The organism is Kitasatospora sp. NPDC022856 (assembly GCF_055561235.1).
Window position 1 is genome coordinate 74,240 of record NZ_JBVHHE010000029.1, and the last position, 15,383, is coordinate 89,622.

Here is a 15,383-nt window from a genome sequence, read left to right on the forward strand (position 1 = left end):
GCCGGTATGAAACTTCGCTGCGCCGTACTCGACGACTACCAGGGTGTCGCGACGAGCATCGTCGACTGGTCACCGGTCACCGACCGGGTTGAACTGACCTCCTTCCCAGGACACTTCGGCTCGGAGGACGAACTGGTCGACGCCGTCGCCGACTTCGACATCATCGTGACCTTGCGCGAACGGGTGGCGTTCCCGGCGGCCGTGTTCGCCCGGCTGCCCCGGCTGCGGCTGCTGGTGGCCTCCGGGATGCGGAACACGGTGATCGACTACGCGGCCGCCCGCGCGCACGGGGTGACGGTCTGCGGGACGGCGAGTTCGTCCACGCCGCCGGTGGAGCTGACCTGGGCGCTGCTGCTCGGGCTCGCCCGGGGGATCGTCACCGAGAACGACGCGCTGCGCACGGGCGGCCCGTGGCAGAGCACCCTCGGCGCGGACCTGGCCGGGCGGCGGCTGGGATTGCTCGGGCTGGGCAAGATCGGGGCGCTGGTGGCCCGGGTCGGCCTCGCCTTCGGCATGGACGTGGTCGCCTGGAGCCCGAACCTCACCGAGGAGCGGGCCGCCGAGGTCGGCGTCCGGCGCGCCGCCACCAAGGAGGAGCTGCTGCGGGAGAGCGACTTCGTCTCCGTCCACCTGGTGCTGGGCGACCGCAGCCGGGGCCTGCTGGGCAAGGCCGAGTTCGCGTCGATGAAGCCGCGGGCGTACCTGGTGAACACCTCGCGGGCGGCGATCGTCGACCAGGACGCGCTGCTCGCCGCCCTGGCCGAGGGCCGGATCGCGGGTGCGGCGGTGGACGTCTTCGACGTCGAACCGCTGCCCGCGGACCACCCGTTGCGCACCGCGCCGCGGCTGCTGGCGACCCCGCACCTCGGCTATGTGTCGGGCGACACCTACCGGACGTTCTACGGCCAGGCGGTGGAGGACATCGCGGCGTTCCTGGCCGGCTCCCCGGTCCGCGTCCTGGGCTGAGACCCCGGCGGGTCCGGAACGCCGGCCCGGGCACGCCGGGGCGGCCCGTCGCCCCGGGAAACCCCGGGGCGACGGGCCGCCGTTGGTGCGCGGAGCGGGTCGTCAGCTGACCGAGACGGCGCTCCAGGCGGCCGCGACGGCCTTGTACTCGGTGCTGGTCGCGCCGTACAGGTCCTTCGCCGCACTCAGGGTCGCGGTGCGGGCGGCCTTGTAGTTGGTGGTGGAGGTCATGTAGACGGTCAGCGCGCGGTACCAGATCTTGGCGACCTTCTGGTTGCCGATGCCGGTCACCGTGGACTGGTTGCAGGTGGGGCTGTTGTAGGTGAACCCGTTGATGGTCTTGCTGCCGCTGCCCTCGCTGGCGAGGTAGAAGAAGTGGTTGCCGACGCCCGAGGAGTTGTGCACGTCGAGCTGCCCGACCTTGCTGGTCCAGCAGTCGGCGGACCCGCCGTCCAGCGAGGGCTTGTCCATCCGGCGCAGCCACGGCGGGGTGGACTGGTCGCTGAACAGGTAGTCGGGGGTGTCCACCTTGCTGTTGGCGTACCACTCGACCATGGTGCCGAAGATGTCACTGGTGGACTCGTTGAGGCCGCCGGACTCGCCGCTGTAGCGCAGGTTGGCGGTCGCGCTGGTGACGCCGTGGGTCATCTCGTGGCCCATGGTGTCGAGGTCGACCTGCTCCGGGTCCTTGGAGCCGTCGCCGTCACCGGTCATCATGCAGAAGCAGCTGTCGGACCACTGGGCGTTGTCCCAGTCGGTGCCGACGTGCACGAAGACGGTGGCGCCCTTGCCGTCGTTCTTGATGCCGCTGCGGCCGAAGGTGTTCTTGTAGTAGTCGTACGTCCAGGCGGTGTTGGCGTGGGCGTCGACGGCGGCGGTGGCCCGGTCGGTGGAGAACTTCTTCCCGTCGCCCCAGGTGTTGTCCGTGTCGGTGAACAGCGTGCCGGAGCTCGCCTTGAGCGAGCCCGCGGAGACGTTGTGCGCGTCCCTGGTGGTGTGCTTGCGCACCGGGTCGATCAGCGCGAAGCCACCGGACTGCGCGGTGGTGTCGATGGTGATGTCGCCGGTGTACTCGGAGTGGCCGGTGCCGCTGGCCTGGTGCTCGGAGTCGTAGCTCTCGATCTGCTCGCCGGTGGAGGCGTCGGTGACGACGACCTTCCCGGCGGGCTGGCCGTGGTCGCCGACACCGGCGACGGTGGTCTTCCAGGCGAGGCGGGGCGTGCCGTCGGCGGCCCAGACGACCAGTTCGGGGGAGCTGGTCGCGGAGCCGATGGACGGCGCGGACTGGAGGGCGCGGCTCGCGGAGGTCTGCGCCGGGACCTTCGGGACGATGGACGCCACCGCGGCCTCGTGCGCGGCGGCGCGGGAGGAGTCCTTGAGCCGGCCGCGCGCGTCCTGGTGCACGACCAGGTCGCCGCCGACCACGGGCAGGCCCTGGAAGGTGCGGTCGAAGCGGACGTGCTGGGTGCCGTCGGCGTCGATGATGACGTCCTTGACCTGGAGGTCCTGGCCGTCGCCGAAGCCGAACACCCCTGCGTTGCGGGTGACGTTGGCCCTGGCCTGGGCGATCGCGGCGGCGTGGTCGGTGGGGGCGGCCGACGCCGTGGCGGTCTGGAAGGTGGCGGCCACGAGTGCGGCGGTGACCGCTATGGCTCCGGCCGCGAGGTTGCGGCGGTGAGAGGAGATGGGGCTCACTCTGACTCCAGTCGGGGGTAGCTGCAGGGATACGAGCTGGGTCAGAGTTTGACGGTGAACTGACAACGTTGGCTAGATATTTGAAGAGACCTTGACCATTCCGTGTTCTATCCTGATCGAACTTGATAGGTAGTGAACAAATGCCGCAGGAGCCCACCGTGACGACCCGGTACCTCTGGCGCCGCGCCTTCACCAACGGTGAACTGGCCGCTCTGCATGCGGAGGGGTTCGGCCCCCCGCCGGCACCGGCCTCCCGCGCCGCTGACCGGTGCCGCTGACCCGTGCCTCTGACCGGCGCCTCTGACCGGTGCCTCCGGCCAGTGCCCCTGACCCGCCCCTCCGACTGCCCCTCCGCGCGGGACCGGGCGCGAGCGCCGTCGCCCGGTGTCGCCGATCCCCTGCGGGCGGTCCCGCCGGCCCGTACGCTCGCGGGATGGACGGATGGCTGGGCGCCTGGACGGGCGGGCGGCGGGCGGTGCACCTCGGGAACGTCGCCGACTTCAACGAACAGTTCCTCGCGCCGGGGACGGACCCCGACCAGCGGTCCCGGCGCCTGCGGCAGGCACACCACTACGCCGGGATGGCGAGCTGCTACAGCCCCGAGCCCGCGCTGCTGGTCCTGCCGGGGGAGGTCGAGCGGGCCTGGATCGACTGGCTCGCCCGGGAGTTGGAGTGGGGGCCGGTCGAGCTGTACAGCGGGATCGCGCCGGATCGGACGCTCGCCCAGGCCCTCGCCGACCGGCCGGCCCTGGCGGAGCGGATCGCCACCGCCGGTCTCCCGGTGCTGCCGTGGGGACGGACGGCGGCCCAGGGTGACGGCGCGGAGCTCGCGGCCGTCCGGCGCTACGAGTCCAAGGCCGCCGCGCACGCCCTGTTCACCGAACTGGCCCCGGAACACCACGGGATCGTCGTCCCCCACCAGGAGCAGCCGGGCTCCCGGCGCCGCGCCGCCCGTCGGCTGACCGCCCGCGCGAGCCGCGGCCTCACCACCGTGCTGAAGAGCCCGCACGGCGTCGGCGGCTACGGGACGGTCGTGGTGACCCCGCAGGACGTGTTCACGGCCGGCGGCGGCCGGGCCCTGCTGCGCCGGCTGACCGGGGCCGAACTGCCGGCGCCCGGTGGGGACGTGCTGCTGGAGGAGTACATCGACGGCGGCCGTGCCGACCGGCTGCGCGACCTCACCTTCGACGCGGTGGTCGGCGACGACGGCCGCGTCCACCCGGTCGGCGTCGGCGAGATGGCGGTGCACGGCACCCGCTACCAGGGGGTGACGGTCGGCCCGGGGGTGGTGCCGGCCGGCGCGGCGGCGATCGCCGAACGGTTCGGCCTCGCGGTCGGCGAGCGGCTCGCCGCCGAGGGCCACCGGGGCTGGTACGACGTCGACTTCGTCACCGACCGGGACCGCCGGCTCGCCCCCACCGAGATCAACCTGCGGCTCACCGGCCCGGCGATCGCCTTCGTGCTGCGGGCCCGGCTGGACCTGGTCCGCGGCCCCGGCCACCTGGTCCGCACCCTGGACGCGCTGCCGCTCGGCGCCCGGATCTCCCAGGAGGCGCTCCACGACCACCTGGACCGGCTGCGCCCGCGCTGCGCCCGCCTCGGCGTGACCGTCCTGCCGCTGGTCGCGACGGCGGGCTACGAGCGGGAGCCCGCCGTCGGACTGGCCCTCGCCGCGCGCGAGGCCGAGGCGCTGGAGGCCGCGCAGGCGCTGATCGGAGCCGGGAACCACGCGCTGGGCCGGATGTTCGAGGCCCTGCGCTGAGGGGTGCCGGACCGGCTGGGCCCGCGTGCCTCGACCCGCCGCCGCCTCACCTCCGCGCGGACGGCGGGTGCCAGGCGAGGAAGCGGACCACGACCACGGCCGCGATCATCAGCGCGACGTTGAAGACGTAGACCAGGAGCGACTGCCGCGACCAGTCCACCGGTGAGCTGGTCCGGTACAGGTTGTCCTGCGGCCACCAGGAGGCCAGCAGCCAGAACACCGACAGGTGGGTGGCGAGCGTGAGTCCCCGCGGCCTGCCGTGCGCGGTGAGCATCGGCCATCCGGCCAGCAGGAACGCCGCGCCCAGCCCGAACGAGAGCCACTCGGCGATGTACAGGGCGTGGAAGTAGGAGGCGAAGGGGTCCGGCACCCGGGACAGGTCGGTGGAGCCCGGCCAGAGCGAGTCGGTGAGCAGCCAGGCCGCGAAGGCGAAGGGCAGGGCGATGAGGAGCCAGCCGCAGCCGGACAGGCCGGGCCCGCCGGCGCCGGCCGCCCGGCCGGAGCCGGTCCCCCCGCCCGCGCCCTTGAAGCCGGCGCCCTTGTGACCGGCCGAGCCGCCCGTGCCGGCCTTCCCGGCCCGGGGGCCGGTGGAGTCGCGCGGCGCCGGCAGCGGCAGGGAGCCGCGGTCGAGCTTGCCGGCCCTGGTGCGGGGGAGCGCCGACAGCGGCACCACCGCGGTGGGCAGGTCGCCGGCGGGCAGGCGCTTCGTCAGGTAGGCGGAGAGCGACCACGCGTCCGCCCCTTCGGCCTCCGGGTCGGTCACCGCGTACCCGACCAGCGCCCGCCGCCCGGGCTCCGGCTCCACCTCGGCGACGGTGGCCTCCCGGACCGCCGGGTGCGAGCGCAGTACGCCCTCGGCGGCCGCGGCCGTGGTGACCCGCTCGACCACGGCGGTGGCCCGGGCGGAGTCGACCGGCCCCACCACGGCCTCGGCGCGGGCCGTGAACTCCAGTACGCCGTCCGCGCGGATCCGCCCGAGGTCGCCGGTCAGCAGGACCCGGCCGTCCGGGTCGAAGGCCGCGGGCCGGAACCGGCGGTCCGTCTCCTCGGGCCGGTTGAGGTAGCCCCGGCCCAGGCCCGCGCCGGCGACCGCGATCTCGCCGACCGTCCCGCTCGGGGCGGGCTCGCCGTCCGGGCCGAGCACATGGACCCGGGCGCCGGGGAACGGCCGGCCGACCAGCGAGACCCGCTCGCTGCCCTCGCCGCCGGTCGCCCCGGCCGCGTCGAAGTAGCTGCTGTCCACGGAGGCCTCGGCGAGGCCGTACACGTTCAGCACCCGGACGTCCGCGCCGAGCAGCCCCTGCAGGCCCAACTGCTCGTCCAGGTACCACTTCTCGGCGCCCACGGTGAGCAGCCGAACACCGGTCAGCGACCCGCCCGAGGCCGTGAGGTGCGCCCGCAGGCGGCGCGCCGTGCGGACGTTGAGCTCCAGCACGGTGATGCCCTCGGCGGTGACCAGGGCCGGCAGGTCGGCGATGTCGGCGCTGCGGTCCAGGGTGAGGTTGCGCGGTGCGACCACCAGGGTGGCGCCGGTGCAGAGCGCGCGCACCCAGTCCGCGGTGAAGACGTCGAACTCCAGGCTCGCCGTCTGCAGGATCCGGTCGGAGGCGCGGAGCCCGTAGACCGAGCGCCAGCCGCGGTAGGCGGCCAGCAGGTTGCGGTGCTCGATCAGCACGCCCCGGGGCAGTCCGGTCGAGCCGGAGGTGAAGAAGACGCAGGCGAGGTCGTCCGGGCCGGTGGCCACCACCGGCGGGCCGGTGGGCAGCGCGGTGACCGCCTCGGTTGCGGCGACGGCCCCGACAGCCCCGACGGCTCCGAGCTTCTCGCCCGCTCCGACCGTCGCCGCCTCGCCCGCCCCGGCCGGCGCGTCCACGCAGACGACGGCCCGCCCGCCGGCGTCCGTCAGCCGGACCCGGTGGCTCTCCTCGGTCACCACCACGGCCGGATCGGCCTCCGCGAGCACATGGCGCAGCAGCGGGTCGGGCGCCCCCGGCTCCAGCGGTACGTACGCGCCACCGGCCTTCAGCACGGCGAGCAGGGCGACGAACACCTCGGTGCCCCGGCCCAGCGCCACCGCGGCCCGGCCGCCGGGCTCCAGCCCGGCCGCCGCCAGGTGGCGGGCCAGCCGGTCCGCCCGCGCGTCCAGCTCACCGTAGGTCAGTTCCCGCGCGCCGCAGCGGACGGCGACCGCGTCGGGCGTCTGCCGCGCCTGCTCCTCGAACCGCCCGTGCAGCGTTCCGGCACGCCCCGCCGGTTCCGCGTCCCACCCCATCCGTCCAGCCCCCTTCGCATCGTGCTCCGCTCCGATCCTCCCGCCAACTGCCCGCCACCAACAGGGGCGTGCGGACCGGCCGGTCGGTCCGCGCCCCGGCCCGCCCCCGCGCGCCCCGGAACGGGGCGACCGCCGGAGCCGGTCCACACCTCGGACACCCCGGGCCGCCGCCGCTCCGACGGTTGTACTCTGCACGCGGACGGCCGGTGCCAGCCCGCCCGGTGCGGCGCCGCGCCCGCACCCTGTCCGGCGCCGATCCCACGGAGGCCCGCCCGCCATGAGCACGTCCGAACCGCTGCCCGCCGGCCCGCTGCTGCGCACCCGGGACGTCGACGTCGTCCGGGACGGCCGCTACCTGCTGCGCGGGATCGACCTCACCATCGAGCCCGGCGAACACTGGGCGCTGCTCGGTGCCAACGGCGCCGGCAAGTCCACGCTGCTGGCGCTGCTCGGCGCGGTCTCCCACCCCACCCGGGGCACGGTGGACGTGCTGGGCCGCCGGCTCGGCCGGGTCGACATCCGCGAGCTGCGCGCCCACCTCGGTCACGTCAACCCGCGCCACCCGCTGCGTTCGCCGCTCTCCGTCCGCGAGGTGGTGCTGACCGGCCTCACCAACACCATCGAACCGGACCTGCACCGCAAGCCGTCCCCCGAGGAGCTCGACCGCTGTGAGCGACTGATCGAGACCCTCGGCATGACGGCCATGGCGGAGTCCCCGTGGCCCACCCTCTCCCAGGGGGAGCGCGGCCGGGCCCTGATCGCCCGCGCCCTGATGCCCAGCCCCCGGCTGCTGCTGCTCGACGAGCCCGCCACCGGGCTCGACCTCACGGCCCGCGAGCTGCTGCTCGGCAGCCTGGACCTGCTGCGCCATCAGCACCCCGAGCTGGCCAGCGTGCTGGTCACGCACCACCTGGAGGAGCTGCCGGAGAGCACCACGCACGCGCTGCTGCTGCGTGACGGCGAGTGCGTCGGGGCCGGGCCGGTGGACGAGGTGATGACCACCGAGCTGGTGAGCGCCTGCTTCGGCCACCCGATCCGGATCAGCCGGCACGAGGGCCGCTGGAGCGCCCGCGCGGCCGCCCGCCGGACCCCCGGCCGCTGAGCACCTCGGTGCCCCGGGCACCCGGCCGCTGAGCCCGCGCGCCGGGCGGCTCCCGGGCGGGGCGGGGCGTGGGACGGGCCACCGGCGGTGGCCGGAATTGGTCGGTGGGCTGACGGCACCGTGGCCGCCTGGCCCGCCCCCACCTGCGCGGATCGAAGGCGGCCCCGGTGTAGACGGCAAAATCAGATATCCCTAAGGTATGCCTTAGCTAAGTGGGTGGGGGGCACCGGTGGCCCCGGTTCCCGTACCCACGCTCAGCCATGCCCGGAACCGCCTGTCCTCCCCGCTGGAGCCCTCATGTCCGCCCGTCGTTCCACCGCAGCCGCGCTGCTCACCCTCGCTGTGGCGACCGCCGCGCTGGCCGGTTGCTCGCAGAAGAAGGACGACAAGGCCTCTGCCGACGCCGTCAAGGTGAACGCCACCGACAGCGCCTGCGAGGTCTCCAAGACCAGCTTCCCGGCCGGCCACGTCGTGATCGACATCGCGAACAAGGGCTCGAAGACCACCGAGGTCTACGTCTACGGCGACGGTGACAAGATCATCACCGAGCGCGAGAACATCGGCCCCGGCACCAAGGCGTCGATCACCGCCGAGATCAAGGCCGGCTCGTACGAGATCGCCTGCAAGCCGGGCATGGTCGGCGACGGCATCCGCCAGAAGATCACCGTCACCGGTGACGCCGCCGCCTCCGGCGCCTCGACCGACCCGCGGCTGACCGCCGCCGTGGACGCGTACCGCACGTACGCCCAGGAGCAGGCCGACGCCACCATCCCGGTGGTCACGCAGTTCGCCGACGCGATCAAGGCCGGGGACCTGGAGAAGGCCAAGTCGCTCTTCGCGCCGTCGCGCACCGGCTGGGAGCGCACCGAGCCGGTCGCCGAGAGCTTCGGCGACATCGACCCGAAGACCGACACCCGCGAGGACGGCCTGGAGCCCGGCCAGGAGTGGACCGGCTGGCACAAGCTGGAGAAGTCGCTCTGGGCCGACGCCAGGATCGGCGACGACGAGAAGAAGCTCGCCGACCAGCTGGTGACGGACCTGAAGGACTGGCAGACGAAGATCCCGGCGGCCGAGATCACCGCGACCAGCATGGCCAACGGCGCCAAGGAGCTGCTGGACGAGGTCGCCACCGGCAAGATCACCGGCGAGGAGGACCGCTACAGCCACACCGACCTGGCGGACTTCGCCGCCAACGTCGAGGGTGCGCAGAAGGCCTACGAGCTGCTCAAGCCGGTCGCCTCGGAGAAGGACGCCGAGCTGGCCAAGACCCTGGACGCGGAGTTCACCGCGATCCAGGCGCTGCTGGCCAAGTACAAGCAGGCCGACGGCGGTTACACCTCCTACGACAAGGTCACCGAGGCCGAGCGCAAGACCTTCTCCGACGCGGTGAACTCGCTGGGCGAGCCGCTGTCGAAGCTGGCCGCCGCGGTCGTCGTCAAGTAACGGTCGACACGCAGTACCGGTCGACAAGCAGGACCCCAGGAGGTGTCGGCTCCCGTAGCCGGGTTAGCCTCCACCACATCGCCGTGGCGGCCCCCGTGGCCGCCACGGCATCCGTGAGTCAGCGCAGAGAAGGGCCGCCCGTCGATGGACGCCGAGAACCAGCAGCAGAGCGGGACGCCGGCCGGCAGCGACGCCGACGCCGCCGCGAGTGGGCGGGGCGGCGCCGACCGCGGCCCGATCAGCCGCCGGGCCGTGATCGGCTGGGCGGGCGCGGGCGTCGCGATCGGCGCCGCCGGGGTCGGCTCGGTGGCCGCCGCCACCCGGCAGGACGACGACACCCCCGCGCCGGCGGCCACCCCCGCGAACATCCCCTTCTACGGCGAGCACCAGTCGGGCATCGCCACGCCCGTCCAGGACCGGCTGCACTTCGCCGCGTTCGACGTCTCGGCGACCGCCACCCGCGAGTCGCTGGTCAAGATGCTCAAGGAGTGGTCCAAGGCGGCCGCCGCGATGACGGGCGGGCGCGAGGTCGGCACCGGCGCCGCCAGCGGCCTGCCCGAGGCACCGCCGGACGACACCGGCGAGGCCCTGGGCCTGCCCGCCTCCCGGCTCACCCTCACCATCGGCTTCGGCCCCGGCCTGTTCGAGAAGGACGGCGTGGACCGGTTCGGCCTCAAGGCCCGGCGCCCCGAGGCCCTGATCGACCTGCCGAACTTCAAGGGCGACAAGCTCGACCCGCAGCGCAGCGGCGGCGACCTCTGCGTCCAGGCCTGCGCCGACGACCCGCAGGTCGCCGTGCACGCGATCCGCAACCTGGCCCGGATCGGCATGGGCACGGTCAACATCCGCTGGTCGCAGCTCGGTTTCGGCAAGACGTCCTCGACCACCCCGGACGCGCAGACCCCGCGCAACATGATGGGGTTCAAGGACGGCACCCACAACATCGCCGGCAGCGACACGGCGAAGCTCGCCGAGCACGTCTGGGTCGCCCCCGGCGAGGGCCCGGACTGGATGACCGGCGGCTCCTACCTGGTCGCCCGCCGGATCCGGATGCACATCGAGACCTGGGACCGTACCTCGCTCAAGGAGCAGGAGGACGTCTTCGGCCGCACCAAGGGCGAGGGCGCGCCGTACGGCAAGCCCAAGGAGCACGACGCGCCGGACCTCAAGGCGATGCCCGAGGACTCCCACGTGCGCCTGGCCCACCCGGACAGCAACAGCGGCCTGATGATCCTGCGCCGCGGCTTCTCCTTCACCGACGGCACCGACGGCCTCGGCCGCCTGGACGCCGGCCTGTTCTTCCTCGCCTACCAGCGGGACAGCCGCAAGGCGTTCGTCCCCCTCCAGCAGCGCCTCGCCTCCAGCGACAAGCTCAACGAGTACATCCAGCACGTCGGCTCCGCCCACTTCGCCTGCCCGGCGGGCGTCCGCAAGCCCGGCGAGTGGTGGGGCCAGGCCCTCTTCGGCTGACCTGGCGCTCCCGCCCACCCGCGTACCACCTCTTCACCCCCAGGAGCCAGCGTGTTCGGCAACTACCTGATCGGCCTGCGCGAGGGCCTCGAAGCGAGCCTCGTCGTCTGCATCCTGATCGCCTATCTGGTCAAGACCGGCCGCAAGGACAAGCTCCTGCCGGTCTGGTCGGGCGTGGTGGCGGCCGTCGTCCTCAGCATGGCCTTCGGCGCCGTCCTGCAGTTCGGCTCCTCGCAGCTGAGCTTCGAGGCGCAGGAGGCGCTCGGCGGCTCGCTGTCGATCATCTCGGTCGGTCTGGTCACCTGGATGGTGTTCTGGATGCGGCGCACCGCCCGGCACCTGAAGGCCGAGCTGCACGGCAAGCTGGACGCGGCGATGGCGATGGGCACCTTCGCGCTGGTGGTCACCTCCTTCCTGGCCGTGGGCCGGGAGGGGCTGGAGACCGCGCTGTTCATCTGGTCGGCGGTGCAGGCCACCGACGACGGCTACAACCCCGTGATCGGCGCGGCCCTGGGCCTGGCCACCGCGGTGGTGCTCGGCTGGCTGTTCTACCGGGGCGCGCTGAGGATCAACCTGGCGAAGTTCTTCACCTGGACCGGCGCCATGCTGGTCGTCGTCGCGGCCGGCGTGCTCGCCTACGGCGTGCACGACCTCCAGGAGGCCGGCTGGCTCGGCGGCCTGCACAGCCAGGCCTTCGACATCAGCAGCACCATCCCCAAGGACAGCTGGTACGGCACCCTGCTGAAGGGCGTCTTCAACTTCCAGCCCGACCCGACCGTCCTCCAGCTGGTCGTCTGGGCGGCCTACCTGATCCCGACCCTGGCGATCTTCTTCGGTCTCTTCGGCGGCCGCCCGGCCAAGCCGCTCGCGAACGCCGGACCGGCGAAGACCGCCGCCTGACGGCCCACCGGCGGCCACCCGCACAGCAACCGCACAGCACCCGAACCGCCCCGCCCGGCCCCCGCCGGGCGGGGCGGTTCGGCATGTCCGGGGTCCCGTCCGGCCACGGTGCCGCGGACTGCCGCGCTACCGCGGCGGCCCGTACGCCAGGAGGAGGACCGCGAGGGCGGCGGGACCGATCCCCGTCATCACCCCCGGGGGCGCCGCCCGGCGTGCCGGCCGCCCGGTGCTCCCACCGCGTACGGCACCGCACAGCGCCGTGCGGCCGCGCCCCGCGCCGCGCGGCGCCCGCGTGGTACCCCGCGCCGAGCTGACCACCGGTCAAAAAGTTCATCCCAGGGTCTACCCGCGTAAACCCCCGACGCGCCATGCTGGTTGCCAGCCCGGGCCGCTTCCGCCCGGGGGCTTCCGCCTGCCCTCACACCGACCCTGGAGTCCCCGTATGCCTGCGATACGCACGCCGCACCGCGCCCTGCCGGCCGCCCTCGGCGCCCTGCTGCTCGCCCTCACCGCGCTGCTGGCCGGCGCCGGCACCGCCCAGGCCGCCCTGCCCACCCCGGTCTCGGCCGCGACGGCCCGCACCTACCTGGCCTCCATCGCGACGGGCGCCGAGACCCACGACGACACCTACGACCGGACGCTGTTCCCGCACTGGATCACCATCGCCGGCACCTGCAACACCCGGGAGACCGTCCTCAAGCGCGACGGCAGCGGCGTGGTCACCGACTCCGCCTGTGCCTCCGTCAGCGGCACCTGGTCCTCGGTCTACGACAACGCGACCACCACCAACGCCTCCTCCTTCGACATCGACCACCTGGTGCCGCTGGCCGAGGCCTGGCGCTCCGGTGCCTGGGCGTGGACGACGGACCAGCGCAAGGCCTTCGCCAACGACCTGACCCGCCCGCAGCTGCTGGCCGTCTCCGCGAGCTCCAACCGCTCCAAGGGCGACCAGGACCCGGCCCACTGGCTGCCGCAGACCTCCTACCGCTGCACCTACGCCCGCGCCTGGGTGCAGGTGAAGTACTTCTACGGCCTCTCCGTGGACACCGCCGAGAAGAGCACCCTCTCCTCGATCCTCAACGGCTGCTGACCGGACCCACCGCTGACGAATCGTTCATGCACAGAGCTCCGCCCGCCGGTGTCCTTCCCGGCGGGCGGAGCTCTTCGGTGTCGGTGGCCCTCCCGGGGCGCTACTCGCTCTTGATCGCCCCCAGGATGTCCATCCGGGCGGCCCGGCGGGCCGGCCAGAGGGCGGCGAGCAGGCCGATCACGGCGGCGGCGACCAGGAAGCCCAGGATCTGGACCGGCGGCACCACCGTGGTGATGCCCTTGAAGGTGTCCGCCATCGTGCGGGTGCCCGCCCAGGCGGTCACGATGCCGAGCAGCACGCCGACCACGCCGCCGAAGAGCGCGATCATCAGCGACTCCAGCCGGACCATCCGGCCGATGCCGCGCCGGTCCAGGCCGATCGCCCGCAGCATGCCGATCTCCCGGCGGCGCTCGAACACCGACATCGCCATGGTGTTGACGACGCCCAGGACGGCGATCACCACGGACATCCCCAGCAGGCCGTACATGATGTTCAGCACCGCGGTGACCAGCTGGCGGTTCTCCGCCTTGATGTCCTTCTCGCCCTTGACGGCGATCAGCGGGTTGCCGCCGGTGGCGTCGCGCAGGGCCTGCTTCAGCTTGGCGTCGGCGCCGTTCACGCCCTTGACCAGGACCTTCTGCGGCCCGGTGCCGGGTGCGGCGTGCGGGCCGACCACGGAGTCCGGGGCGACCAGACCGGCCAGCGCGGTGCCGGCCTCCAGCACGCCGCCGACGGTCAGCGAGCCCTTGGCGCCGTCCGGGTAGGTGAAGGCCAGCGGGTCACCGGGCTTCAGGCGCAGGCGGTCGGCGGTGCCGGAGCCGACCAGTAGCTCGCCCCGCCTCAACGCGTCCGCGCTACCGGCCTTCACCGTGATGGTGGCCAGCTGGTCGATGGTCGCGGCGTCCACCGAGGTGACCACCTCGCGGTCGTCGCGGTCGCCGGTGCCGGCCGCGTCGCCGGCGCCGGTCCCGACCAGGACGGTGCGCACCACGCTCATCGCGCTCACGCCCGGAGTCCGGGCGACCTGCGTCGCGACCTCGGGGGACAGCATCGAGGAGTTCTGCATGGCGACGGTGTAGTCGGCCTTGGTGTCGTTCTCGGTCTCCTCGTCCACGGCCTTGTTCACCGAGGCACCGATCACGGTCAGCGCGGTGATCAGGGTGACGCCGATGGTGAGGGCCGAGGCGGTGGCGGCGGTGCGGCGCGGGTTGCGCACGGCGTTCTCGCGGGCCAGCTTGCCCGGCGTCCCGTACAGCCTGCGCAGCAGCGGGGCGAACAGCGCGATCAGCGGCCGGGCCAGCAGCGGGGTCAGCACGAACACGCCGATCAGCAGCGCGCCCGCGCCGGCGCCGACCAGCTTGCCCTCCTTGCCGGCGGCGCCGGCCAGCAGGCCGCCGACGCCGGCCGCGGCGAACAGCAGGCCGATCGTGTTGCGCACCCGCAGGCTCTTCTGGGTGGCCGGCTGCTCGACCGAGCTCATCGCGGCGACCGGGGCGATCCGGGAGGCGCGGAGGGCGGGCAGCCAGGCGGCGAGCACCGTCACCAGCACTCCGATGGCGACCGAGACGAGCACCGTGGACGGGGCGACCACCAGCGGGCCGTCCGGCAGGTTGGCCTCCATCGGTCCGTTCAGCAGCGAGCGCAGGCCGGTGGCGATGCCGATGCCGGCGAGCAGTCCGGCCACCGAGGCGGTCAGGCCGACCAGCAGCGCCTCGACCAGCACGGAGAGGGTGACCTGCCTGCGGTTGGCGCCGACGGCGCGCAGCAGGGCGAGCTCCTTGGTGCGTTGGGCGACCAGCATGGTGAAGGTGTTGGCGATGATGAAGATGCCGACGAACAGCGCGATCGCGGCGAAGCCGAGCAGCACGCCGCTCATGCCCTTGGTGCCCTCCTGGATCATCCGGTCCTGCTCGTCGGCCAGCTCGCGGCCGGTCCTCGCCTCGATCGAGTCGTCCTGCGGGACGGCCTGCCGGACGGCTGTGAGCAGCGCGCGGTCGTCGGCGCCGGGCCGGCCCTTGACGTCGATCTCGGCGAAGCGGCCCGGGCTGAGGTAGAGCTGCTGGGCGGTGGCGGTGTCGAAGGCGGCGAGCGAGCCGCCGGAGACGACGCGCGGGTCGTTGGTGTGCAGGGTGCCGGTGAGCTTCAGCTCCATGACCGGGCCGTTGACGGCCACCCGGACGGTGTCGCCGACCTTGTAGCCGCCCTTGTCGGCGGTCTTCACGTCCAGCGCCACCTCGCCGGAGCCGCGCGGGCCGCGGCCGTCGACGAGCGGGTAGCGCGGGTCGGTGCCGTCGGCGCCCGGCACGTAGTTGGTGCCGGTGGTCGAGAAGCCGTCGCCGATCAGCGCGCCCTTGCGGTCGGCGATGCCGGCGAAGCCGGTGACCACGCCGCGGGCCTCGGCGGCGCCGGGCAGCAGGGCGACCGCCTTGCGGGTGGACTCGGTCAGGGTGGGGGCGGTGGTGCTCCCGCCGCTGAGGTCGTACCCCCGGTCGACGGCGCTGCGGTCACTGATGGTGACGGCTATGTCGGTGTAGCTCTTGGTGCTCTGGGAGCGCAGCGCGTTGCCGAGGGTGTCGGTGAAGACGAGCGTGCCGGCGACGAAGGCGGTGCCGAGCATGACGGCGAGGGCCGTCATCAGGAGTCGGCCCTTGTGGGCCAGCACGTTGCGCAGTGCGGTGCGGTA

General features: G+C 73.5%; 10 protein-coding genes. 7 read left to right on the top strand and 3 right to left on the bottom strand.

Features of this window, described 5'->3' with window-relative positions; genetic code table 11:
- Positions 1–6: 6 nt before the first annotated feature.
- Positions 7–966 carry a D-2-hydroxyacid dehydrogenase family protein gene (locus ACZ34W_RS29510; protein ID WP_465608414.1) on the top strand — a complete coding sequence of 320 codons (960 nt, stop codon included), beginning with the start codon at positions 7–9 and terminating at the stop codon, positions 964–966.
- A 102-nt stretch (positions 967–1,068) separates the two neighbouring features.
- Here the strand turns inward: ACZ34W_RS29510 and ACZ34W_RS29515 are convergent, their stop codons facing one another.
- A complete protein-coding gene (locus ACZ34W_RS29515; protein WP_465608416.1) occupies positions 1,069–2,661 on the bottom strand; it encodes a M4 family metallopeptidase in 1,593 nt (530 codons plus the stop codon).
- A gap of 433 nt (positions 2,662–3,094) precedes the next feature.
- Between ACZ34W_RS29515 and ACZ34W_RS29520 the strand changes: the two genes are divergently transcribed.
- A complete protein-coding gene (locus ACZ34W_RS29520; protein ID WP_465608418.1) occupies positions 3,095–4,423 on the top strand; it encodes a hypothetical protein in 1,329 nt (442 codons plus the stop codon).
- Positions 4,424–4,469: 46 nt separating this feature from the next.
- Here ACZ34W_RS29520 and ACZ34W_RS29525 read toward each other — a convergent pair whose 3' ends face one another.
- Entirely contained in the window at positions 4,470–6,695 is a 2,226-nt protein-coding gene (locus tag ACZ34W_RS29525; protein ID WP_465608420.1) for an amino acid adenylation domain-containing protein, read from the bottom strand.
- 277 nt (positions 6,696–6,972) lie between these two features.
- On the opposite strand from ACZ34W_RS29525, the gene ACZ34W_RS29530 reads away from it, so the two are divergent.
- The 5 genes from ACZ34W_RS29530 (at position 6,973) to ACZ34W_RS29550 (ending at position 12,700) form a co-directional block, all read left to right on the top strand.
- Positions 6,973–7,797, top strand: a complete 825-nt coding sequence (locus ACZ34W_RS29530; RefSeq protein ID WP_465608422.1) for an ABC transporter ATP-binding protein — start codon at positions 6,973–6,975, stop codon at positions 7,795–7,797.
- A gap of 297 nt (positions 7,798–8,094) precedes the next feature.
- A complete protein-coding gene (efeO, locus tag ACZ34W_RS29535; protein WP_465608423.1) occupies positions 8,095–9,240 on the top strand; it encodes an iron uptake system protein EfeO in 1,146 nt (381 codons plus the stop codon).
- A 144-nt stretch (positions 9,241–9,384) separates the two neighbouring features.
- On the top strand, positions 9,385–10,710 hold the full coding sequence (gene efeB / locus ACZ34W_RS29540) for an iron uptake transporter deferrochelatase/peroxidase subunit (protein WP_465608425.1): 1,326 nt from the start codon (positions 9,385–9,387) through the stop codon (positions 10,708–10,710).
- A 51-nt stretch (positions 10,711–10,761) separates the two neighbouring features.
- Positions 10,762–11,610, top strand: a complete 849-nt coding sequence (efeU, locus tag ACZ34W_RS29545; RefSeq protein WP_465608427.1) for an iron uptake transporter permease EfeU — start codon at positions 10,762–10,764, stop codon at positions 11,608–11,610.
- 442 nt (positions 11,611–12,052) lie between these two features.
- Complete coding sequence (locus ACZ34W_RS29550; protein ID WP_329486012.1) at positions 12,053–12,700, top strand: HNH endonuclease family protein; 648 nt, start codon at positions 12,053–12,055, stop codon at positions 12,698–12,700.
- A 100-nt stretch (positions 12,701–12,800) separates the two neighbouring features.
- Here ACZ34W_RS29550 and ACZ34W_RS29555 read toward each other — a convergent pair.
- Positions 12,801–15,383: ABC transporter permease (locus ACZ34W_RS29555; protein ID WP_465608429.1), on the bottom strand; the 2,583-nt coding region annotated here is incomplete at its 5' end.

Bases quoted from the DNA above. Each gene is read 5' to 3' on its own strand.
- ACZ34W_RS29530 (WP_465608422.1), top strand. From the start codon at position 6,973: ATGAGCACGTCCGAACCGCTGCCCGCCGGCCCGCTGCTGCGCACCCGG.
- ACZ34W_RS29550 (WP_329486012.1), top strand. From the start codon at position 12,053: ATGCCTGCGATACGCACGCCGCACCGCGCCCTGCCGGCCGCCCTCGGC.
- ACZ34W_RS29510 (WP_465608414.1), top strand. From the start codon at position 7: ATGAAACTTCGCTGCGCCGTACTCGACGACTACCAGGGTGTCGCGACG.
- efeO (WP_465608423.1), top strand. From the start codon at position 8,095: ATGTCCGCCCGTCGTTCCACCGCAGCCGCGCTGCTCACCCTCGCTGTG.
- ACZ34W_RS29520 (WP_465608418.1), top strand. From the start codon at position 3,095: ATGGACGGATGGCTGGGCGCCTGGACGGGCGGGCGGCGGGCGGTGCAC.
- ACZ34W_RS29525 (WP_465608420.1), bottom strand. From the start codon at position 6,695: ATGGGGTGGGACGCGGAACCGGCGGGGCGTGCCGGAACGCTGCACGGG.
- efeB (WP_465608425.1), top strand. From the start codon at position 9,385: ATGGACGCCGAGAACCAGCAGCAGAGCGGGACGCCGGCCGGCAGCGAC.